General features: G+C 37.4%; 18 protein-coding genes. 9 read left to right on the top strand and 9 right to left on the bottom strand.

All coding sequences use genetic code 11. From position 1 onward, the window contains the following. Nucleotides 1-49: 49 nt before the first annotated feature. Entirely contained in the window at nt 50-499 is a 450-nt protein-coding gene (locus VB713_RS26085; RefSeq protein WP_323314402.1) for an MgtC/SapB family protein, read from the bottom strand. 97 nt (nt 500-596) lie between these two features. Here VB713_RS26085 and VB713_RS26080 point away from each other — a divergent pair, with 97 nt between their 5' ends. Next, complete coding sequence (locus VB713_RS26080; protein ID WP_323314401.1) at nt 597-2,975, top strand: putative PEP-binding protein; 2,379 nt, start codon at nt 597-599, stop codon at nt 2,973-2,975. A gap of 61 nt (nt 2,976-3,036) precedes the next feature. Here the strand turns inward: VB713_RS26080 and VB713_RS26075 are convergent, their stop codons facing one another. Next, entirely contained in the window at nt 3,037-4,203 is a 1,167-nt protein-coding gene (locus tag VB713_RS26075; RefSeq protein WP_323314400.1) for a pyridoxal phosphate-dependent aminotransferase, read from the bottom strand. A gap of 219 nt (nt 4,204-4,422) precedes the next feature. Between VB713_RS26075 and VB713_RS26070 the strand changes: the two genes are divergently transcribed. Beyond that, entirely contained in the window at nt 4,423-5,277 is an 855-nt protein-coding gene (locus tag VB713_RS26070; RefSeq protein ID WP_323314399.1) for an Rpn family recombination-promoting nuclease/putative transposase, read from the top strand. Between the two features lie 222 nt (nt 5,278-5,499). On the opposite strand, the gene VB713_RS26065 is transcribed toward VB713_RS26070, so the two are convergent. Both VB713_RS26065 and VB713_RS26060 read right to left on the bottom strand, forming a co-directional pair. Beyond that, nucleotides 5,500-5,838 carry a carbon dioxide-concentrating mechanism protein CcmK gene (locus tag VB713_RS26065; protein WP_323314398.1) on the bottom strand — a complete coding sequence of 113 codons (339 nt, stop codon included), beginning with the start codon at nt 5,836-5,838 and terminating at the stop codon, nt 5,500-5,502. A gap of 23 nt (nt 5,839-5,861) precedes the next feature. Further along, a complete protein-coding gene (locus VB713_RS26060) occupies nt 5,862-6,464 on the bottom strand; it encodes a DUF3318 domain-containing protein (RefSeq protein WP_323314397.1) in 603 nt (200 codons plus the stop codon). A gap of 75 nt (nt 6,465-6,539) precedes the next feature. Here VB713_RS26060 and VB713_RS26055 point away from each other — a divergent pair, with 75 nt between their 5' ends. The 4 genes from VB713_RS26055 to VB713_RS26040 all read left to right on the top strand — a co-directional run bounded on the left by VB713_RS26055 (nt 6,540) and on the right by VB713_RS26040 (nt 8,309). Further along, nucleotides 6,540-6,776 (top strand): hypothetical protein, encoded by a 237-nt coding sequence (locus tag VB713_RS26055; protein ID WP_323314396.1) that lies wholly within the window; start codon nt 6,540-6,542, stop codon nt 6,774-6,776. A 131-nt stretch (nt 6,777-6,907) separates the two neighbouring features. Continuing rightward, nucleotides 6,908-7,291, top strand: a complete 384-nt coding sequence (locus VB713_RS26050) for a deaminase (protein ID WP_323314395.1) — start codon at nt 6,908-6,910, stop codon at nt 7,289-7,291. Continuing rightward, nucleotides 7,291-7,776, top strand: coding sequence for a hypothetical protein (locus VB713_RS26045; RefSeq protein WP_323314394.1), 486 nt, complete (start codon nt 7,291-7,293; stop codon nt 7,774-7,776). Before VB713_RS26050 ends, VB713_RS26045 begins: the two co-directional genes overlap by 1 nt. Before the next feature lie 71 nt (nt 7,777-7,847). Next, nucleotides 7,848-8,309, top strand: coding sequence for a DUF6636 domain-containing protein (locus VB713_RS26040; RefSeq protein WP_323314393.1), 462 nt, complete (start codon nt 7,848-7,850; stop codon nt 8,307-8,309). 143 nt (nt 8,310-8,452) lie between these two features. Here the strand turns inward: VB713_RS26040 and VB713_RS26035 are convergent, their stop codons facing one another. Continuing rightward, nucleotides 8,453-10,858: an NACHT domain-containing NTPase gene (locus tag VB713_RS26035; RefSeq protein WP_323314392.1), complete on the bottom strand. Its 2,406-nt coding sequence runs from the start codon at nt 10,856-10,858 to the stop codon at nt 8,453-8,455. A gap of 439 nt (nt 10,859-11,297) precedes the next feature. Between VB713_RS26035 and VB713_RS26030 the strand changes: the two genes are divergently transcribed. Continuing rightward, nucleotides 11,298-11,480, top strand: a complete 183-nt coding sequence (locus VB713_RS26030) for a hypothetical protein (protein WP_323314391.1) — start codon at nt 11,298-11,300, stop codon at nt 11,478-11,480. Between the two features lie 91 nt (nt 11,481-11,571). Here the strand turns inward: VB713_RS26030 and VB713_RS26025 are convergent, their stop codons facing one another. Beyond that, the gene (locus VB713_RS26025; RefSeq protein ID WP_323314390.1) at nt 11,572-12,183 is read right to left on the bottom strand and encodes a Uma2 family endonuclease; all 612 of its coding nucleotides are present in this window, start codon (nt 12,181-12,183) and stop codon (nt 11,572-11,574) included. 493 nt (nt 12,184-12,676) lie between these two features. Between VB713_RS26025 and VB713_RS26020 the strand changes: the two genes are divergently transcribed. Next, nucleotides 12,677-15,700 carry an SMC family ATPase gene (locus VB713_RS26020; protein WP_323314389.1) on the top strand — a complete coding sequence of 1,008 codons (3,024 nt, stop codon included), beginning with the start codon at nt 12,677-12,679 and terminating at the stop codon, nt 15,698-15,700. 408 nt (nt 15,701-16,108) lie between these two features. Then, nucleotides 16,109-18,031: an EAL domain-containing protein gene (locus VB713_RS26015; protein WP_323314388.1), complete on the top strand. Its 1,923-nt coding sequence runs from the start codon at nt 16,109-16,111 to the stop codon at nt 18,029-18,031. A gap of 35 nt (nt 18,032-18,066) precedes the next feature. Here the strand turns inward: VB713_RS26015 and VB713_RS26010 are convergent, their stop codons facing one another. The 3 genes from VB713_RS26010 to VB713_RS26000 form a co-directional block, all read right to left on the bottom strand. Beyond that, on the bottom strand, nt 18,067-18,513 hold the full coding sequence (locus VB713_RS26010) for an SH3 domain-containing protein (protein WP_323314387.1): 447 nt from the start codon (nt 18,511-18,513) through the stop codon (nt 18,067-18,069). 96 nt (nt 18,514-18,609) lie between these two features. Beyond that, nucleotides 18,610-20,121 (bottom strand): AAA family ATPase, encoded by a 1,512-nt coding sequence (locus VB713_RS26005; RefSeq protein WP_323314386.1) that lies wholly within the window; start codon nt 20,119-20,121, stop codon nt 18,610-18,612. A 313-nt stretch (nt 20,122-20,434) separates the two neighbouring features. Next, a complete protein-coding gene (locus tag VB713_RS26000) occupies nt 20,435-22,171 on the bottom strand; it encodes an AAA family ATPase (protein WP_323314385.1) in 1,737 nt (578 codons plus the stop codon). Between the last annotated feature and the right edge of the window lie 105 nt (nt 22,172-22,276).

Here is a 22,276-nt window from a genome sequence, read left to right as displayed (position 1 = left end):
GAGCTATGAGGCTTATTCTGTCTGCATTTTAACCATTTTTGTCATCCCGTCAGGATTTTTCTACTTCTTTAACAAGCTTGAGAACGATAACCGTCAACACAGCACCAATTAATCCTAGCTGCCATAAACCACATCCAGAAGCAATGCCCAAAGCAGCCGCAACCCAGATAGCTGCCGCAGAAGTAAGTCCATGAATTTCTGCTGATTTAGGTTGTTGAGAAGATGAACGCAAAATTTCTCCTGTACCGAGAAAACCCACTCCAGCAGCAATACCTTGAATAACACGACTGAGAGCATCGGGACTTATTCTCTTTCCACCTATTTGGATAGCAATGATAGTAAATATGGCTGAACCCAAAGTTACTAACATATGAGTTCGTAAACCGGCTGGTTTGTCTCTTAGTTGACGTTCCAAGCCGATCATTCCACCCATTAGCAATGAAAAACATAGTCGAAAGCAAATATTTAGCCAATCATCGCTGGCAATGTAGTAACCCATATTCGGCAATTCAAAATGTAGTATTATGATTATTCAAGAATAATTTCTAAATTATGGATAATAATTGCAACTCCACAACTGACACCTAAATAATTGAGTGGAACAACTCTACTGGCTTGACCAAATTAAGTTACAAGAACGCGCCAAAGTTGGTGATAAAGCGTTTTATTTGAGCAGAATTATGCAGCGGGGCTATCCAGTAATGCCTGGTTTTGTTGTTTCGGCAGATGTTTGTCGGCAATTTTTAGAAACTCTCAATAGTTCAGAGTCTTTAGTTGCTGATTTGCCCTATTCTTCTTTGCATTTGGATGTAGCTAATTGGCAACAACTTCAACAGGTGGCTGGCCGCTTGCGTGAGGAAATTATTTCGGCTCATGTTCCACAGCATTGGGTGAGTACGATTTTTGAGGCTGCGAGAATGTGGGAGAAGAAATGTTTAATTTTGCGTCCAACATTAGCGGTATCATCTGTTACTCAGGCGGTGGGAAATATTTCTGGCTTGCTGGAGTCGGTGTTTTGTCTGTGTGGTGAAGAAGCGATCGCTCAAGGATTAAAGTCAGTGTGGAGCCAGTTGTTCCGTGCTAGAAGTCTACTATATTGGCAGAGTGTAGGTATTAATTTACAAAAAATTAATTTGGCGGTGTTAGTGCAACCAGTTGAAAATGCGATCGCTTCCGGTTTATTCAACGCTAACGCCTTAAGCTCAGAAATTGAGGCTACTTGTGGATTAGGAGTAGCAATTACCAATGGTGAAGTATTACCAGATGTTCACTATATCCATGAAAAAACAGGAGTTGTCAAAGAACAACAATTAGGAAATAAAATTCTCGCTTATCGTGTTCATGATCCGACATCTGTAGCGACAGGGGCATCCCTATCAATTACAGATAACAATTGTTTACTTGTCTCCCTACTAAGTGAGTATCAACAAAAACAGTATGCTTTATCAGAAAATCACTTACAACAAATAATTATTTTAGGTAATCAACTAGTGAGTGAACTAGGTGCAAAGTTAACTATGAAGTGGACAATTACCGAAGCAACTTCAGACCCCAAACTCTACATCACTCAAGTTAGCACCCCTCCATCGGTAATTCCTAGCTTACACTTCCTCAAAGGCATAGGGGCTGCTAGGGGACGTGTGAAGGCTAGTGCTTATGTGATTGTGAGTTCCCAACCCAAACCAGAGCAAATCCCCAAGGGAGTGATTGTAATTGCACCAGCTATCACTCCTGATTGGTTGCCTTTATTACATGAAGTGGTGGGAATTATTACAGAAAGAGGCGGATTAACAAGTCATGGGGCGATTTTGTCTAGAGAATTGGGTATTCCGGCTATAGTCAACGCCACAAATGCTACTAACCTAATTCAAACTGGTGAACTAATATTGCTCGATGGTGAGAGAGGAGAAGTTTATCGTAGCAGAGGAGAGGGTGATAAAGTTTTTGATGGTGAGGTGGAGAAATGGGGAGATGTTGAAAAAATCTCATCACACAAAAACACCACCGTGCCAGAGGATGATAAGTCAGAACAGTCTCAGTACGGTTTTAGCAATGCTAAACACTTACCCATGATTGCTACCCAACTATTAGTTAATTTCAGTCAACCTAGCCTGATTGAAAAAGTACAAAGTTTACCTGTAGATGGTGTGGGATTGTTACGTTCAGAATTGATGATGTTAAATATATTGGAGGGACAAAATCCTCATGCTTGGCTTTTAGGTGGCAGACAAACAGAATTATTAGAAACTTTATCTGAGCAGATTAGAAAATTTGCACGGGCTTTTGCACCACGTCCGGTTTTATATCGTTCTTTAGATTGGAGAACCCAAGATTTACCTTCTTTAAGTGATAATAAACAATCTTCATCACAATCAATGCTTGGTGAACATGGGACTTTAAGCTATGTACGCAATCCCACAATTTTTGAATTAGAATTAAAGGCTTTGAAGGCTGTACAAAAAAGCGGTTATAGTAATATAAATTTAATGTTGCCTTTTGTGCGGACTGTGGAAGAATTTGTATTTTGTCAGCATAAAGTTGAGCAAGCTGGGTTAACGCAGAATTCCTATTTTCAATTATGGATAATGGCAGAAGTACCGAGTGTGCTGTTTTTATTGCCAGAATATATTAAAGCAGGTGTGGCAGGTATTTCTATTGGCACAAATGACCTCACCCAATTGATTTTAGGGGTGGATAGAGAGCAAGGAGAACTAGCAAACATATTTGATGAGCGTCATCCTGCGGTTATGGGTGCGATCGCTCAAATAATTAAAGCAGCTAAAGCTGGGGGGATTCCTTGTTCAATCTGCGGACAAGCACCAGCACTGTATCCAGAGATTATTGATAAGTTGGTAGAATGGGGTATTACTTCTATTTCAGTGGAACCGGAAGCGGTAGAAAGGACATATAATGCGATCGCACGTGCCGAACAACGGTTAATTTTAGCAGCAGCACGCAAGCAACTGGGCAATTAAAAATTAATAACTCTAGTTAACAAGACTTATTCAAATTTGGTTACTGAATAAAGCTGCTCATTCAAGATATAATTGATTTTATGCCTTTAACTAATCTTTCTATCCCTAATTTTGCTGTTTCTTGTTGCAATGCACCATAAGCAACACGTAAATAACAACCGTCTTTCATGCCAAATGTTGTACCGGGTATAACTGCTACTTGATGTTCTTGAATCAATATTTTAACTAATTCAAAAGCATCTATTTGGGTATGCACTTTTAAGAAAAAGTAGAAAGCACCATTTGCGGGTGTGATAGTACATACACTTTGGAGTTGCTTGAGTGCATCAAGAACTATTGTTCGAGTTTGTGCGATCGCTCTGATATGATCTCTTAAGTAGTCATCTTTTGCCTGTAACGCCCCAACAGCAGCATATTGAGAAACCACAGGGGGACAAATCAAAATCGTATCTTGCACTTTTTTGACGGCATTTAGCAAGTGTTGAGGAATCACCATATAGCCAATACGCCAACTAGCAAAACCGTAAGCTTTAGAAAGACTATAAAGCGAAATAGTATGTTCACTGCTTCCCAAAAATGCACCAGGAGAAATATGTTTTACTCCATCATAGGTAAAATATTCATAAGCTTCATCACTAATGTGGTAAATACCTCGTTCCCGACAAATTTGATTAACCTGTTTTAATGCAGTTTCTGGATAAACTACCCCTGTGGGATTATTAGGCGAAATTGTGACAACAGCGCGGGTTTTTGGTGTAATTGCTTTAGCTATAGCTTCAGGAACTAATTGATAATTTTCATCTGTTTCTACTAATATCGGATCACACCCTGCCATTTTTATTGCCATTTCATGATTGAAATAGTAGGGTGTATTTAATATGATTTCATCACCTGGTGAAGTAATTGCTAAAATAGCATTTATAAAACCCATATTGCTGCCGGCTGTGACAACAATACAATTTTCTCCATTAATATCAATGTTATTAAAATTTGATAATTTTGCTGTTAATACCGTTATTAATTCGGGAATACCTACAACTGCTTTATAAAGATGATTTGTTGATTCAGAGAGGAATTTTGGTAAGAGTTCTATCGCTTCCAGTGGTGGGCTATAGTGAACCACACCTTGTCCCAAAGAAATTGTACCAGGAGAGTTTTTAATGAGTTCCCCAACAACGGGAATAATTGGCGATTGGATCGCATTCATGCGAGAAAATTGGGAATTCATAAGTTGTAATTCTTGGTTTTGAAATATTATACGTATGTGTGGTATCTTATTCAAGAAGATCAACATTTATAGGACTTACGCACGAGTTACGGAATAAACGTAGACCGAAGGTCTGCCGAAGGCTACCACAGAGACATAGAGAACACAGAGAAATGAGGGTTTGAGAGAGATTTTGCATAAGTCCTAATTTATTAAAACATTGAATATATCGGGTACGTCATGCGTAGAGATTCTATTTTTTATAAACTATTCCAACAATATCCATCTGTGTTATTTCAATTATTAGCACAACCACTAAAAAATGCAGATAATTATAGATTTGATTCTGTGGCGGTGAAAGAACCTAAATTTGAAATTGATGGGGTATTTTTGCTACCAGAAAATGATAGTCCGGGAATAGTATATTTTTGTGAGGTTCAGTTTCAAAAAGATGAACAACTTTACGAAAGAGTATTTGCCGAATCTCATTTGTATTTCTACCGTAACCGCACTAGATTTAGTGATTGGCAAGCAGTAGTAATTTATCCATCTCGTAACATAGAACAAAGTGATATTTATCCTCATCGGGCATTGCTAAATAGCGACCAAGTGCATAGAATATACTTAGATGAGTTGGGAGATATTCACCAATTACCTGTATGGGTAGCATTAATGGTACTGACCACTTTAGAGGAAAGTCAAGCACCGGAGGCAGCCAGGTATTTGTTAACAAAAACTAATCAAGAAATGTCATCTTTATCAAGTCAGGTCATAATAGAGATGATCACGACCATAATGATGTACAAATTTGAACAACTTACTTTAAGGGAGGTTGAAGTAATGCTAGGAATTTCACTAGAAAAAAGTCGCGCTTACAGAGAAATTAAACAAGAAAGACGAGAAGAAGGACGGGAAGAAGCAACTTTAAATCTGGTTATTCGACTGTTAACAAAACGGTTTGGAGAGTTACCAGCAGAAATGCGTGGTTCTATTTCTGTTTTACCTTTACCTGTAATGGAAAATTTGAGTGAAGCATTGTTAGATTTTACTAGTTTAAATGATTTACAGGTTTGGTTAGCAGCCGTTAAAAGCTAAAGTCACGGTAGGGGTTTAGTATTACTAAACCCTTACATCAGTTACTATTTAAAAATAAAGTATCTAATTATAGTAATACCAATTTTATGTGAGGCTGCCCATAATCATAATCCTAAAATCCTTTGATTAATCCATTTTTATCTGTGTTGATCTGCGTCTATCTGCGTTCAATTATTCTTGATATTTTATTCCATGCAGCTTCATATTAATTTGGTATAAATCCTAACTACTCAGTGGAGGAGGAAAGCAAATATCGGCATTAAATATGGCAATATTTGCACTTTGATGAATTGGTAAAACATATTCTAAATTTTCATGAGGACGAGGAATAATATGATGGGAAAGAATTTCACCACCATTAACTTTTAAAACAGATTCTAATCCCTGATTTACTGCCATATTCACTTCACCGATATCACCGCGAATTAAAATCGTAATTCTTCCTAAATCGGTGTTTTCATAACCAACAAAAGTGATACGGGCAGCTTTACACATTGCGTCTGCTGCTTCCACTGCTGTGGGAACTCCGTATACTTCTATCATGCCCAGTGCTAATGTCAATTTCGTTTTACTCCAATTCAAATCTATTGATAATTTTCTGGAATACCTGCGGGTGAAAAACCTGAAATAGCTCTCAAGTTCTGACAACGAATTAACTCGTTAAAGTCTAAACCAGAACGCCCTTCTATCTTGGCTACAGTCTCGATGGCGGACAACAAATGCTGTGCGGCTTCTGTTTCTGAATAATTGCGTCTTTGGGCAATGCGAAGGGCGGTTATATCGGCGATGATTTCTGACTTTTGTGATTGATTCATGCGCCATATCCGCACCCCAGCTAAAGCACTTAATCCCCCAGCGATAACGACACCAACCACGTCAGATTGAGCCGCTTCCACCACTCCACCTAATAACCCTGCTAAAACCACACCTTGATAAATATCTGGTTTTATCCACTTCACCCCAGTTAACCAGCTAACTTGATGTAGGAGTAGCAAATCTCGTTGTGGCTTAGTTAAACGTCGCCACAAATCGAAATTAATATATATCGGGCGTTCTCGATTCCAGGGTAAAGGAAAAGCCGCATCTATGACCTTTTTTTGTTCTGGTTTACTGACGATTTTGGTCATCATGCGTCCAGAAGCCGGCATCACATCTAACAAACGGCGAATTTCAATATTTGGCTCCATCGTGTCCATTATTAGGCATAATAATATTTGTATATTAAATTACTACTAAGACTTCACTGCAAAGATTTTAATTATATGGATGCTTTTGCTCCCACTCCACCAGAATGGACAAATCAGGCTATTCACGCTTATGAATTTTGCTGTCCCAAATGTCACTCCAGTAGTCGAGAAGCGGTAGAAGTTTGGCTAAATAGGCGATCGCCTGTCAGCACCGCAGATCATCGTCGCAAGTGGCAAGAATTCTACCATTGTCATTGTGGTCATGTTTGGTGGGCTTGGAGTAATGACAGGCCACCGACAGATTTAAAATAGGTTGTGTAGCCCGCGCAAGCGGGTTTGGACTGGTGGCTCAAAATTGAATAATTTAAAGCCTCAAATATACCTTACGCTACGCTAGAGACATCAAATCAAAGAGAGGAAAAACGGACAGCATTTTTGATAACTTGGCTGAATATAGGCAGCGACTTGGTTTACCTCCTGCTGGTAGTGAGACAGATAAATCAACAATTGCTAAACTAGAAATAGATGGTCAAAGTTTTTTTGGCATAAATTCTGGTAGCAATCCTTATTCTCGGCAAATTACTTTCAAAGTTAACCCTATAAGTAAAACTCATGCAGAAGCTGATGCTTTTCAGCAAGTAAAAGATGCAGGTCTTACAGGTAAAAAAGCTCGTTTGGTTGTAGATAGAGACCTTTGTGATGCTTGCAGTTTAAGAGGTGGTGTAAACTCTATGGCTTATCAATTAAGTATAGAAGAATTAGAAATTATTACTCCCAGTAGTAGTAAAACAATCCAAATTACACCCCCAAAAACAAGGAGGAAATAATGTTTGTAACCAAATTATATACAGACAACTGGACAGGAAACAGGAATGAAGAAAATTGCATTAAAAATCCCAGTTGGCAACAAATCAAAACAGCTATTTGTGAATTAGATGGTAGTACTAAAACATTAGTTAGTTTAGAAGCTGATGATGAAAGTTATATGATGATTGGTGGAGGTAATGCAGGTAAATATGTTGTGACGACTACTTTAGATAACGAGATTTTTTATTCTCTCTTGCATCCGGTTGATATATCTAAATCACATACTTCTGCTCAAAAAATCAATTTATCTATTTTTTATCAAGCATTAATAAATACAAATAACGATATTCAAAAATTAACTGTGGGTGGACAAACAGGAAATTATCCTGCGAAAATTTGTGTTAATTTACCCCAATGCTTAATAGCTGCAATCACTTTTTATGAATCAGGTGAACTTGAACCTTTGTTTACCTGGGAAGAAGATGAATCCTTAGTTACTGCATGATCCTTGTCACCACCTCAGATCATCGTCGTAAGTTGCAAACCATATCCACAGCATTTCATTGAAGTGAAATTATGTATAAACAGATCAAGACAATATTTTTTCTGGTAGCTACGACTTCAGTAATGAGTTTATCATTACCACAGGTAAGTTTTGCTGCACCAAAAGGATTTAAGACCCCTAGTGGTAATATTTTCTGTGAGCTAATGGAAGGTGAAGATACTAATACCAACAGTTTACGCTGTGAAATTACTAGTTCTCTAAAACCTAAACCTCCTCAACCTTACCCTGGATATTGTGAATTTGACTGGGGACGTGGTTTTTTATTACCTGCAACAAGTAAACCAGAAATTCTCTGCATTAGTGATACTATTGCTGACCCTAATAAATCTGTTCTTGCTTACGGTCAAACTTGGAATAATGGTGGTTTTAAGTGCATTTCCCAAAGAACCGGACTCACTTGTACTAATACTAATAATATTGGTTTCTTTCTAAGTCGGGAAAAATGGCGAGTGCTGGGTATTTCACAACCTTAGTTTTTTGGTAAGCATTCAGCTATCAGCGAACAGCAGTCAGCCAAGAGGAGGAATCGCCAAGATTCAGATTCTTTGAGAGGCTGCACCGAATTTTTTGATCTTTTCTTTTCTGTCTCTGCGTCCTCTGCGTCTCTGCGGTTAGTTTATCTTGTATAGGGTTTTATTTCTGCAATTGGTAATAGTAAAGTGTCTTCTATATACTGGCGCACATCACGGCTGACATAACAATCACTATTTAGGCAATCTACTAATAGTTGATTAGCATAATGACATTGTTGAAGTAATTCTTCTTGTTTTTCACTGAACTGCCAATTATGTCCAATATTACGATATTTAATCATGACATTTCTTAATTCTTCAATCCAATTTTTACCATTAGTTTGCCACCAATTTATATAAGCTTCTTCATCTTTGTCTCTGTCTGGTATTTGGACTTTCAATTTTTGTAGAGAATCATTGAGTTTTGGGTCGAGGGAGAGGTCGATGAGGGGGAGGTCGATAGATAGGGATCGGTAGATATTGAATAGGAGGTTGATGGAGAGGTATCGGCAGGAGTATAGGTAACCAGAGATGAAGAGATATTCGGAGAGGGCTATGTCTATATCTAGATTGGAAGAGAGGGATCTGGAGAGGTTGAAGTGGAGGCTATGGAAGAGGTTTAGAGCAAGGTCTAAGTTTAGGGAGAGGTCGAGGTCAAAGTCATCAGGGTAGCCAGAGAAATGGAAGTCATCTATAAAGCGGTTTGCGGAGAGGTATCCAGAGAGACCAAAATAAAAAGCTCTAACTGCTACTGGTTTGTAAGAAACCTGAACTGAAAGAGATTTATTTTTTACCCATTGTAAAAGCTGCTGTAACTTCTCATCTTTACTAACTAATACATCAATTTTATCCTTTATTAATAGCAATAAACGATCAGCATTAGGTGACATTCCTACCGCTAATAAACAAACTTCCCTCCAGCGTTTTTCAATAAAATGACTAACCAGACTTTGCAAAGCATCATCTGATGATTGTTGGACTAATACAAATTCTCTAGCTGTGAAATACTCATGAAATGTCAAATGGGAAAAAGAGTAAATACCTTTTGCTCTTTCTACTAATAATCCATGTTGAGCTTCAATTGATTTGAGAATTTTTTCACTATCCAATTGCAATGCTTCTGGGTCATTATTGGCATCTGGTAAATTTCTAATATATTCTATGATGTATTGTTCTGCTGCTTTCTGTTTAAAGAAATAGTCACTCTGCTCAAAGGTAGTCAACGCAATTGTACTGAGTAAATCTTCCTTGCGTTGCACTGATAGTTTTTTGTAAATCTGTTCACGTTGAATACCCCGTTTTGCATCCCATTTTTTTAGCAGTGCATCTAGTCCTTCTTTGTATAACTCAGAACGATTTGCGGGAAAATCTCCAGATTCTTCAAATGCTAAACATAGTAAGGTAAGTAGTAAAGGGCTTGAAGCAAGTTCTTGAATAGGTTTATTCTCTTTAATGTGTTTAATAAAATTCTCTGATTTGACAGGCTTATTTTTAAACCAGTTGGTTGCGAAAGTAGCAATTTGTTCATTATCAAAATCAGCAACTTCTACCTCTGTGAATTTCTCAAATGTGTATTCTTTCGCAGCAATGCGGCAAGTCATCACAAATTGATTTCGCTGAAAATTTCTGGAAAAATTACTTATTTCTTTTAAAATACGTTCGCCATCTTCTTCTCTAACTTCATCTAAACCATCCAGGAGAATCAGCATTCTCCCTTGAGTTAATAATTTTTCTACATCCTGAGAACTAAAATATCGACTTAACCATTCTGTGCTGATAAATTCTAGTAAGCTCGGTTTATTATCAGCTTCGGCAAAGTTTTTGAGTGTGATAAAAATCGGTATGAGATGAGAATGAAATACACCCTCAATACATTGAATTGCTAAATATTTCAAAAATGTAGTTTTACCTGCACCTGGCTTTCCCAAAATCATCAATTTAGGATATTTCTGCACAGCATCTAGTCCAGGTACTCTCTTGATACTAATTTTTCCCATTCCAAAGCGGTCAAAATCTTCTTCAGTACATTGCTGGAATAAGTCTTCAATTTTTAGTCGTTGTCTTCCTGTGATTGTTTCTAAAATGTTAACGCTGGTGTAGATGTCATTCAAGCCAATTGGCTGTGTCATATCTAGCACCCGCATTGTACCGCAGCGTTCTTGAATGAGGGGTTTTATCTTGGTGCGTACTTCTTGGACGAGGGTATCTATATCGTTTTCTTGCAGAGAAATATCAGGACTTTGAGAAGGATTCGTTTTTTGATATTCCTGCGAAAGAAAATCATGCAATTTGCGAAATTTACCTGGACCTTTACCGCTAATGCTGAACTTCTGATAAACCCCAGTTAGACGAGTACGAAAAGCATTGCTAGAGATATGAAGCGTCTCTGCAATTTGTAGTTCGTCTTCGTTATTCCTGCTAAACCGTTCTACAAAAGCTTCCTCCTGTTCTGGAGAAAGGTCATATTTACGAGCAATCTTGGTTAAAAATTCACGCGGTAACAGTTGCATTAGCTAATTACACAATTTCTTGAAAGCTAGTCTAACTAAAAACTAACGATTATAGATATGTAATCTGATATCTTGCACCAGTGTCTCCTAACCCGCCAGAGAATGAATTCTCAGGCTAATATACTAAAAACGGGTTAAAAGTGTCATTCTGAACGAAGTGAAGAATCTCCGAGATACTTCGCTGCACTACGTTACGCTCAGTATGACATAAGTCCAGATTTCAACCGTTTGCAGTATAACAAAAGTCGTCTAAAGGCGACTATTCAAGGCTTCTAGTCCATTTGAGTAGACTTTGACTATTAGATTAAGAGGCTAATTGACAATGATGCAAGATGTAAGTAAGGAAATGTTAGGCAATGTCAGCCTAAGTATGAGCGAAATCTCCCAGACATTGTTGAGACAGTAGATGTAGTCCAGGAAATGATTGAGGAATCGGTCAATGTTAAATATAAAATTTCCTTCTAGAGAAGATGTTTTAGCTGCTGTCACCCTAATCATGGTGATTGGTTCTTTAACTCTCGCAGTTATCGACGAAAAAAGCCGTCCTCAATTTATGGATTTGACGAAATTTGCGGTCGGGACATATATCGGCTTATTAATACCTCGTTCAAAGGGCAATTAGAAAAGATATCTCCGAAAAATAATGTAGAGACGTTCCATGGAACGTCTCTACAACAGATGGTTCCATTAACCTTTAAAAATAATTATAGTTATCAAAATTGAAAAATCTGCTCAACAGTTAAATTCAATTCTGGAAATGTTGGCGATTTTAAAGGTTCATTTCCTCGAAATTGAGTAACTTGATATTCTCCTTCTACTAATTCATAAACAGAAATAGTCGGTTGTTTAGGATTACCAATGAAATTTCTACCACCCAAAGCTAAATAATCAAAAATCCAATATTCGGGAATTCCTAACTCTTCATATTCTCCCAGTTTTTTAAAATAATCATCACGCCAATTTGTGCTGACAACTTCAATTATTAACTTGACTGAATTTCCTTGAGTGATGATTGATTCTGCTTCCCATCTTGGTTCGTTGACAATGGCCGCTTCATCTAAAACTATCACATCTGGTTCATATCCAGATTTTCCGTCTCTAGATTTGATGATACATTCTCTAGGTATAAAGAAGGGTAATTGCGATCGCTTAATTTCCACAAATAGCTCACCAGAAATAAATCCTGCGAGTTTTGAATGCTTACCTTTGGGTTTCGGCATTTCCACAATTACTCCATCATGTAGTTCATAACGGTGATCTGTGTTTTCTGGATACCAGGAAATAAATTCGTCTAATGTGACTTCTTTTTGTAGCGTCTGAGTCATTTTTGCTGTTTCTCCCCAGATTGGTAATGTTTGCACTGATGCTTGGTGACAGACCTTACTTACTCAGAATAACATTTCCACGCCAACATCATTTATACTAAAAACGGGTTAAAAGCGTCATTCTGAACGAAGTGAAGAATCTCTGAGATACTAGAGCCTACGGCACGCTACGCGAACGCTGCACTACGTTACGCTCAGTATGACATAAGTCCAAATTTCACCCGTTTGCAGTATACGTAGGTTGGGCTGACGTAAGGAAACCCAACAACAACTTTGATAATTTTGGGTTCATTCGCGTTAACCTAACGTACCATTTTTTTGATGGATTTTTCTGCAAACCATAAAATCGTGAAAAAATAAGTCAAGATATTGTAAATTTTTGTAAAATTGATGTCTTCAAGACTAGAAACCTGCTCTTTGAATCGCTAAACTAACAAAGAAGTGCATCTGTACTGTTAATTATTAAAATTTTAGATATGGCGATATTGCCTGAATGATCCCAGTACAACTTATCCTCAAAAATTTTCTTAGTTACCGTGATGCAACTTTAGATTTTGGCGGTTTGCATACGGCTTGTATTTGTGGTTCTAATGGTGCGGGTAAATCTTCTCTTCTCGAAGCAATTACTTGGGCAATTTGGGGTGAAAGCCGTGCCACTGTTGAAGATGATGTAATTTATTCTGGTGCAAAAGAAGTCAGAGTTGATTTTACTTTTCACAATAATCAACAAACTTATCGGGTAATTCGGACTCGCGTTAGGGGTGCAACTAGTATACTCGAATTTCAAATTGAAACTCCTGCTGGTTTTCGTCCTCTGACTGGTAAAGGGGTACGAGCAACCCAGGATGTGATTCTACAACATATCAAGCTGGATTACGATACTTTTATTAATTCGGCTTACTTACGTCAAGGTAGAGCAGATGAATTCATGCTCAAGCGTCCCACAGAACGCAAGGAAATTTTAGCAGAGTTATTAAAACTCAATCAATATGATCAATTAGAAGAACGAGCTAAGGACTTTTCTAAACAGTATAAAGGCAGACTGGAAGAGTTAGAGCGTTCTTTGGAACATATTAAAACTCAACTCCAACAACGGGAGACGACACAAGCGCAAAAAGTCGAGTTGGAAGTTCAATTGGATAAACTGCAACAGCAGCAAGCTTTTGATAATATTCAATTACAAAGTTTGCAAGTTGTGCAACACCAACGTCAAAGTTGGGAACAGCAATTGAGTTTTGTGAGACAACAATACCAAAATCTGAGCCAAGATTGCGATCGCTTGCATAAGGAAAAATTAACGGTACAATCTCAGTTAGCAGATTTAGAAACTACTCTCAATCAGGAATCGGAAATTACATCTGGCTACGCAGAATATCAAAGTCTGCAATCTCAAGAAGAAGCTTTTGCTACCAAATTTGCTCAACATACTCAAGCTACAGGTTTACGTCAACAACAGCAACAACAACTAAATAAACAAATTCAAACTCTTGAACGCCAACTACAACAAGCTCAAGCTCAATTAGAAGCTTTAGAGCAACAAGAGCGAGAAATTCAACAAACTCTCACTAAATCCCCGGAAGTAGAAACAGCTTTAGCTCAATTAACTACCGCACGCAATCATTTAACTAACTTAGATCAATTGCAAATGCAAGTGAATCCTTTGTTACAACAAAGAGCCACTTTACAAAGTCAATTAGATCGCACCCATGCCGGCTTAGTAGCGCGGCTAGAACAACTCCAAAATACCGAAAACCAACTTCAAACCCAAAATCGTCGTCAACCGCAACTACAGCAATCTGTGATGGATGTAGGTGTACAAATTGAAGAACTGGAGAAAAAACGAGTTTATTTGCAACGGGTACAGGAAAAAGGACAGGAACGCCGGCACTTTATTGAACGGTTACGAACTACACAGAAAGACTACGAGAAAGTACTGGCAGAACTAGAGCAAAAATTGCAAATGCTCCAAAATCCAGATGCATTATGTCCTTTGTGCGAACGTCCTTTAGATGAACATCACTGGAGTCGCGTTATCCAAAAAACCCAACTTGAATATGAAGATACCCAAGGACAATTTTGGGTTGTGCGAGAACAAATGGCGGTTTCAGATAAAGAAATTCAGATACTAAGGCAAGAATATCGGGAAATATCCCAACAATTAGCGGTTTATGATACTTTACGGGAAAAACGGGGACAATTAGCTGCACAGTTGCAAGCGACAACGGATATTCAAGAACAGTTACGACAACTTGGTTTAGAAAGAGAACATTTAGAGCGTTCTTTACAAGGTAATTATGCTCCTGATCAACAAGCTGAACTTCAACAGTTAGATGAATATCTGCAACAACTCAATTATAGTGAACAAGACCACGCATTAGCAAGAAATGAAGTAGAGCGTTGGCGATGGGCAGAAATTAAACAAGGACAAATTAAAGAAGCAACTAAGCGGCAAACTCAATTAGCAGCGAGAAAGCCAGAATTACAAGCGAATATTGAGCAGTTAAAAGAGAGAATTCAGTCTGAACAAACAGATTCTGATATTGCTAAACAAATAGAAGCTTTAACTGTGCAACTTGCAGAACTTAATTATAGTTCTGAACAGCATAATCATATCCGTCAAGCTGTGCGTGAATCTCAATCTTGGCAGTTGCGTTACCAACAGTTTTTGTCTGCCCAGCAACAGTATCCTCAATTGCAAACCAGATTGCAAGATTTGGCAAGTTCTCAAAATACTAGATTAGCAGATCAGCAAAATCTATCTATTCAAATTGATAGTATTGTGGAGCAATTGAAATCTACAGCTAATCCTAGTGGACAAATTCAGGCTTTAGAGCAACAAATAGCCATTCGCAGACGAGAACTTGATGAAAAAATAGCTAATTTGGGGCGTTTGGAACAGTTAATACATCAATTGGAAACGTTGCAAATTCAGTATGAGCAAGAACAAGAACAATTGCAATCTTGCAAGCAGCAACAGCGTGTTTATCAGGAATTAGCGCAAGCTTTTGGTAAAAATGGTATTCAAGCATTAATGATTGAAAATGTGTTGCCACAACTAGAAGCTGAGACGAATCAATTACTGTCGCGGTTAAGTGCAAATCAATTACACGTACAGTTTGTGACACAGAAAGCAGGAAGAAGTGGGAAATCAAGTAAGAAAAACGCTAAATTGATTGATACTTTAGATATTTTAATTGCTGATGCGAGGGGTACGCGAGCTTATGAAACTTATTCTGGAGGAGAAGCGTTTAGAATCAATTTTGCAATTCGTTTAGCTTTAGCAAAGTTATTAGCGCAGCGAGCAGGTGCAGCGTTACAATTACTGATTATAGATGAAGGGTTTGGTACTCAGGATACAGAAGGATGCGATCGCTTGATTGCTTCGATTAATGCGATCGCTACAGATTTCGCTTGTATCCTCACTGTAACACATATGCCTCACCTCAAAGAAGCCTTTCAAGCCCGCATTGAAGTTAATAAAACACAGCAAGGATCACAGATATCTTTATTAATTTAAGACTTGAATGTTTTCCCTAAAATTAATATCCAAGCAATTAATATTTACATAGCATACGCAGAATTCAGGAGTCAGGAGTAAAACTGGCTTGGTGTCTAGCTTTGAATTTAGATGATGTACCTCATTGATCTGCAATCCGCTGTATATATATTGTTTATTTACAGCATCAAAAATAAGTATGTTCTGCTAATTATCTTGACATTTTAGTTATCTATTAGTAATAATACTTGTGCTAGTGTAAACAGGCAGGAGGCAAGAAAGCAAGACTGATCAGCTTTTTAAACTTTTTTCACTAGATATTTATTTCTACCAGGCGATACTAAGGTATAAATAAAAGAGATTAACTATGCAACATCAAAAATACAAAAATAATAAAATCAGAAGCACTCTACTAGAGCAAAGGCTAATATGATGATTTTGATGGTTGGGGTAATCATTTGTATAGGAATTCAATTTGTCGCTTTATTTCTTTCAAATTTTCTAGTTTCCAAATTTATTCATCAACAAGCAAAAAAATATCGGACTCACAATAAATATATAAAAGAATCCTCTTTGGCAGAAAATTTACAAAGAGAAATTTTTGAAAACCAAAATATACAAATTGCATTAGAAAAATCACTGGCTTTACAAAAAGTAATTCTAGAATCTACAACCGATGGTATTTTAATTTTAGATAATCTAAATAAAATTGTCAGCTTTAATCAAAATTTTCTGCGGATGTGGCACATTCCTGAATTATTAATTAAATCAGGCAATCATAGACAAATATTGAAATTTGCACTCAAACAACTAGAAAATCCTAGATATTATCTAACAATAATCAAAGAATTAAATAGTCATCCAGATCAACAAATTTATGATACCCTTTTTTTTAAGGATGGAAGAGTATTTAATCATCATTCTCAACTCCAATATATTGGTGAAAAAAATATTGGGAGAGTTTGGAGTTTTCGTGATATCACTGCTGAAAAATTAGCATCAGCAACAATCAACTATCAAGCTTTACATGATATTTTGACTAATTTACCGAACAGAGTATTATTTAATGATTTACTCATTGCAGCTTTGGAAAAAGTTAATCACAATCATCACATAGCAGTGTGTCTTTTGAATTTAGATCGCTTCAAAAAAGTTAATGATAGTCTAGGTAACGTAATTGGTGATAAATTATTACAACTGGTTGCTCAACGATTAAAACAATGTCTGCGTACAGATGATATAATCGGTCGTTGGGGTGGTGATGAATTCATTATTTTGTTACAAAAAATCAGCGATATTAATGATATTGAAGTCATCCAAAAGCGGATCTTTGCAGCTTTTAAACAAGGATTTAAAATAGAAAATTACCATTTAAATATTAGTCCTAGTATTGGAATTGCGCTCTATCCCCAACATGGAGAAGATGCAAATACCCTAATTAAAAATGCTGATGCAGCTTTATCTCGTGTAAAATTGCAGGGACGTAATAACTACAAGTTATATAATGCAGCTATCAATTCCCAAGCACCAGAATTATTCATTTTAGAAAATAGCTTACACCATGCTTTAGAGCGAGAAGAATTTAAACTGTTCTACCAACCGCAGGTAAATAGCTCTACTGGTGAAATCACTAAAATGGAAGCTCTCTTACGTTGGCAACATCCGGAATTAGGCTTAATTCCCCCAGCAACTTTTATTCCTATTGCTGAAGAAAATGGATTGATTTTACCAATTTCTGAATGGGTATTAAAAACCGCTTGTTTACAAAACAAAGCTTGGCAAGAGAATCTTAATTTATCACATTTATCAATAGCTGTCAACCTCTCGGCTAGACAGTTTCAGCAACCAAACTTAATTAGCATGATTGAACAGGTACTATCAGAAACCAAATTAGAACACAAGTATTTGGAATTAGAGATAACGGAAACTGTTGCTATGCAAGATGTAAAATTGACTCAAAATATTATCAAGGAATTAGATAATATAGGAGTCTTTATATCTATAGATGATTTTGGTACGGGATATAGTTCTCTCAGTTACTTAAAGGACTTTCCTGTCCATTCTTTAAAAATTGATCAGTCCTTTGTGCGTGATTTGGCCAATAGTGATAATCAAACAGCAATTGCAACAGCCATAATTGCCTTAGCACATAGACTGAATTTATCAGTAGTTGCGGAAGGAGTAGAAACTCAAGAACAATTGAATATATTGCGAATCCTTGAATGTGAAGTTATGCAAGGGTATCTGTTTAGTCATCCTTTATCAGCTGATGACGCGACAATCATGCTGACAAGATATCAACAACAACGGGTGAGTAACTCTTATGTAGTTGCATCTAATTATGTCAATTAATCAACCCTTGCATGGTGAGTAAATTGCCCTTTTTACTATTCTACTTTTTTAGTGTTACCTGCTTTTACCCAACCTTCTTGATCACTACCTTCAACACGAATTTTTTGCCAGTTTTTATCCTGGCTTGTTTCTAAAATGATCACTTTTTGATTAGCAGCAACTCCACCTATACTCTTTGCATCTATAGTGGGTTGATCTCGCATACTCAAGCCTTGAGGCCAAGTTACTAAAGCTTGGTAAGCACCTGCTGGTAATGACTTGGGTGATTTTGTGGGAGTAGGGGTGGAAGTAGGAGTAGCTTTTACCTGAGTTGCTTTTGGTTTATCAGGTTTCGGCTTGGGATTATCATTAGCAAATTTGGGTCTTTCTGGCGGTATGGCGGTACGATTGACAAAATAGAGAGCTATTGTCAGTCCACTACCTAATAAGACAGCGATCGCTAATAAAAAACCAAGTATATATTTAAATACACCAACAATCATAGTGAGAACCTCAAAACCACTAAATCAATAGTCCATATTAATTCATGATTAAGGATGAACTATTGATTAAGTATGATTGACTAAATTATTATCTGATTAGCGTAGTTTACCAAAAGTATCACTCAATGGATTCTGCTTGGAAGCTAGACGCGCTCTCCCCGCAGCAGCCCATTCTTGCAATTTTTGAATCTGCTCTACCGCAGTTCGCGCCAAAGGGATGATTTGACTGGCTGATTCTAAAACATCATCGGTGGTAAAGTCACGATTTTGACTAAATCCGATGTGCATCGCTTCAATTAAGGTTTGCTCAATCTCTGCGCCCGAAAAATCAGGAGTTTCGTAAGCTAACCTATCAATGTCATAGGCTTTCAAGTTATGAGGGCGCAATCGGGATAAATGGACGTTAAAAATTGCTTTTCTCTCTTCTTGGCTGGGTAAACCGACAAAGAAAATTTCATCAAATCGCCCTTTCCGCAGCATTTCCGGGGGTAAGGCTTGGATATCATTAGCGGTGCAGACAACAAACACAGGGGAGGTTTTTTCGGCTAACCAACTGATAAATGTGCCAAATACCCGGCTAGTTGTGCCTGCGTCACCTTTACTACCTAAACCAGAAAAGGCTTTGTCAATTTCATCAATCCATAAAATACAAGGTGCGAGGGCTTCTGCGACTTGAATCATTTGTCGGGTGCGGGATTCTGATTCACCGACTAAACCGCCAAATAAACGCCCTACATCTAATCGTAACAGCGGTAAATGCCAATTATGTGCGATCGCTTTGGCTGTTAAAGATTTACCTGTTCCTTGAATCCCCACCAACATTAAACCACGGGGGTGCGGTAATCCGTACTGTCGTGCTTTTTCTGTAAATGCGCCACCCCGACGAATTAACCAGTCTTTAAGGTTATCAAGTCCTCCTATATCAGATATCTGCTCAGTGGCTGGGTAAAAGTCCAGGATTTGGGTTTGGCGGATAGTTTGGCGCTTTTCCTCCAAAACTAAATCAACGTCCTCTGGTTGTAATTCTCCGTGGGATGCTACAGCCCTAGCTAAAACTCGGCGTATCCGTTCCATAGATAAACCTTGACAAGAACGCACCAAATCATCAAGAAATTTACCAGATGGAGAGTTACCAGTGGCTTGTAATAACCGTTCTACCTCGGCTTTAATTTCCGCTGCGGCTGGTAAAGGAAATTCAACCACCGTCAACACTTCCATTAAGTCGTCAGGAATAGCGATACGTGGCGATAATAAAACAATATTTTTCGGTTGAGATTTCAGCAGTCTGGCTAAATTGCGGAGTTTGCGAGAAATCGCCACATCATCTAAAAAGCGGTGATAATCCCGGAGAATCAATACCGCAGGGGCGGAGGCTGGTAATTTTTCGATAAATTCCAATGCTTGTAACGGGTTGCGTTTTCCAAACCCGACATCATTGGGGTTTCCTTGATAACCATCGACAAAATCCCAGGTATAAACGGGGCGATTTCCTTGGTTTGTGGCTTCTTCACGGATAGCGGCTTCTACCCGTTCTTCTTCGTAGGTGGGAATATAAATCAACGGGTAGCGGGCGCGGAGGAGGAGTTTAAATTCTTCACGGAAGTTCATAAGGTAGTTGTTTGGTGATTTGTTATTCTCCTATTGTTAAGGGTTGTATTGTGTCTAACAACTGGGAAATACTCTGAATATGGATTTAATGAACCGCGAAGGCGCGTTCACGAAGTGTCTCGAAGAGAAGAGCGCGAAGGAAGAAGGGAAGAAGAGAAGAAGAGAAGATCCGCCTGGGAATCAATTCCCCGTCTCATAGCGGAAGTCCGTTAAAACGGACTCAATAATTCAATATTTTCTTAGTCGTCTTCAGACGACTTTTGCTATTAGCCTGAGATTTCAATCTCAGGCGGATATGGGCGATAGTCAATATTTATGGTTGTCGGTGCGATCGCTCTTCATAATTAAGCATATTTGCAATTTCGTTAGCAAGTCCAGACAAGAAATTAGGTTTGTTCTCAACTAGCCATTTTGTAAGTTGGTAGGGATGTTTAGGTTTTCTAAACTTAATATTTCTTTGAGAAAAATTTGAGAAAAGTTGTTTAAGAATATTAGACGCATGAACTTTATATAACCATTCTTCTTCTGAAAGTCCTTCTTCTTGCTTTTTCTCCTCTAGCCATTCCTCAACATCAACTTTGGTAATATCTATTGATAGTGGTTCTCGTCGAGCTTGATTTTCTTCATTAAAGACTGCTGCTATTGCTTCTGGATCAAGTAGATAATTTTCATACATTCGCCGTGACAAAAATTCAACAGGTTTTTTACTTCTCTCTTGCCAGATTTTTTTCTCTTCTTCTGATTTACCCTCAGAATCAAATAAGAAGCCAATTGCAGGAGAAAATAAGTTGCTTCCTTCACTCAATTTTTTATAAATATCAAATACAAGATTAGCCTTTGTCCCTTCAAAGTCACCAGTCTGCTGAACTGCAAGAATTTTAATAACCCTCAACTGCTTATCTAATATTTTCTCAAGTATCAGTGGATAGCACTTTTCTTCCGTTTCTCCTTCAACCCAAAGAATACTATCAGCACCAAAAACGTCAAATAATCTAATTCCCAGTTCATCTAAAATTTCATTTTGTAGATTTATATCTTTTGCATCTATGACTGATGCAGTTGTTTCACAATTTTCATATTTCAGCTTGATAATATTAGTAGGATCTGCCGTTGTGATAATATCTGGTGAATGAGTAGCAATAAAATATTGATGTTGGGGAAATTGTTTAATAGTCTCTATCAGCTTTTTAGCTGCACCTGGATGTAAAAATGATTGTGGTTCATCAATGATTAATGTTCTAGGTTCTTCAGAACAAACTAGGATATATACAATTGCTAAAACTTGACTAACTCCACTTCCACATGAAGATAGAGGAAGTGATAAATCATCTCTGTGAAGTTCTTCGGTCATCCAAACCTTAATTTCAACTTCTGAATTATCTTCCATTACTACAGAAATATACTTTATTTCATCTAAAATGCTTGAAACTTTTTTATTAAACTCCGAGAAAGTCCCTGGTTTTTTAAACGACAATATAAATAATACTTCAGCTAGATTTGAAGCATCTGATTTTAGTTGATTATCATTTTCAAATTTACAAACACCAATATTTAGACGTTCAGCTTTAAACCGATAGATACGTTTTCTGAAAATATTAAAGACTTGATAACCAATGGTTTGTTCAATATTTCCTTCAAAATTTTCATAGTCTTCCACAGTTGATGTTTCTTCATAGTAGCCATTCTGTGGATCATCAATGATTTCATATTTAAAAATAGGAACAAATTTGTTTTGCTTGTTAGAATACTTTATTCGCATAAAGAAAAATTTGCCATTTTCTTTATTAGGAACTGAATCATATTTAATAAAATTCAAATTCTTGATTATTAGATTATTTTTCCCATCTGTTCGATATCTTTTATCTAGTGATACATTTAGCTCTATAGGAGGATTATCTAATAATTTTTGAAATCGTTCAAATAATATTCTCGCCTGGTCTTCTGGCTCATCATACAAATCCCACTCTTCATCATCGTATGGTACAGTTAATCCCAGTGGTTCTGGTAACTGGTTTATCAAATTTACTAATTCCTCCTTATCAAATAACAATGAAATTTCAGCACTAGATTCCTCAGTTATCTTTGAATATGAGTTAGGTAAGGGAGCAACGCGATTTTGTGAAGTCGGGGAAAAAATGTGCTTTTAGCTACTCGC

It is taken from the genome of Anabaena cylindrica UHCC 0172 (genome assembly GCF_034931625.1).
GTDB lineage: Bacteria > Cyanobacteriota > Cyanobacteriia > Cyanobacteriales > Nostocaceae > Anabaena > Anabaena cylindrica_A.
This window is presented reverse-complemented; position numbering and strand designations above follow the sequence as displayed.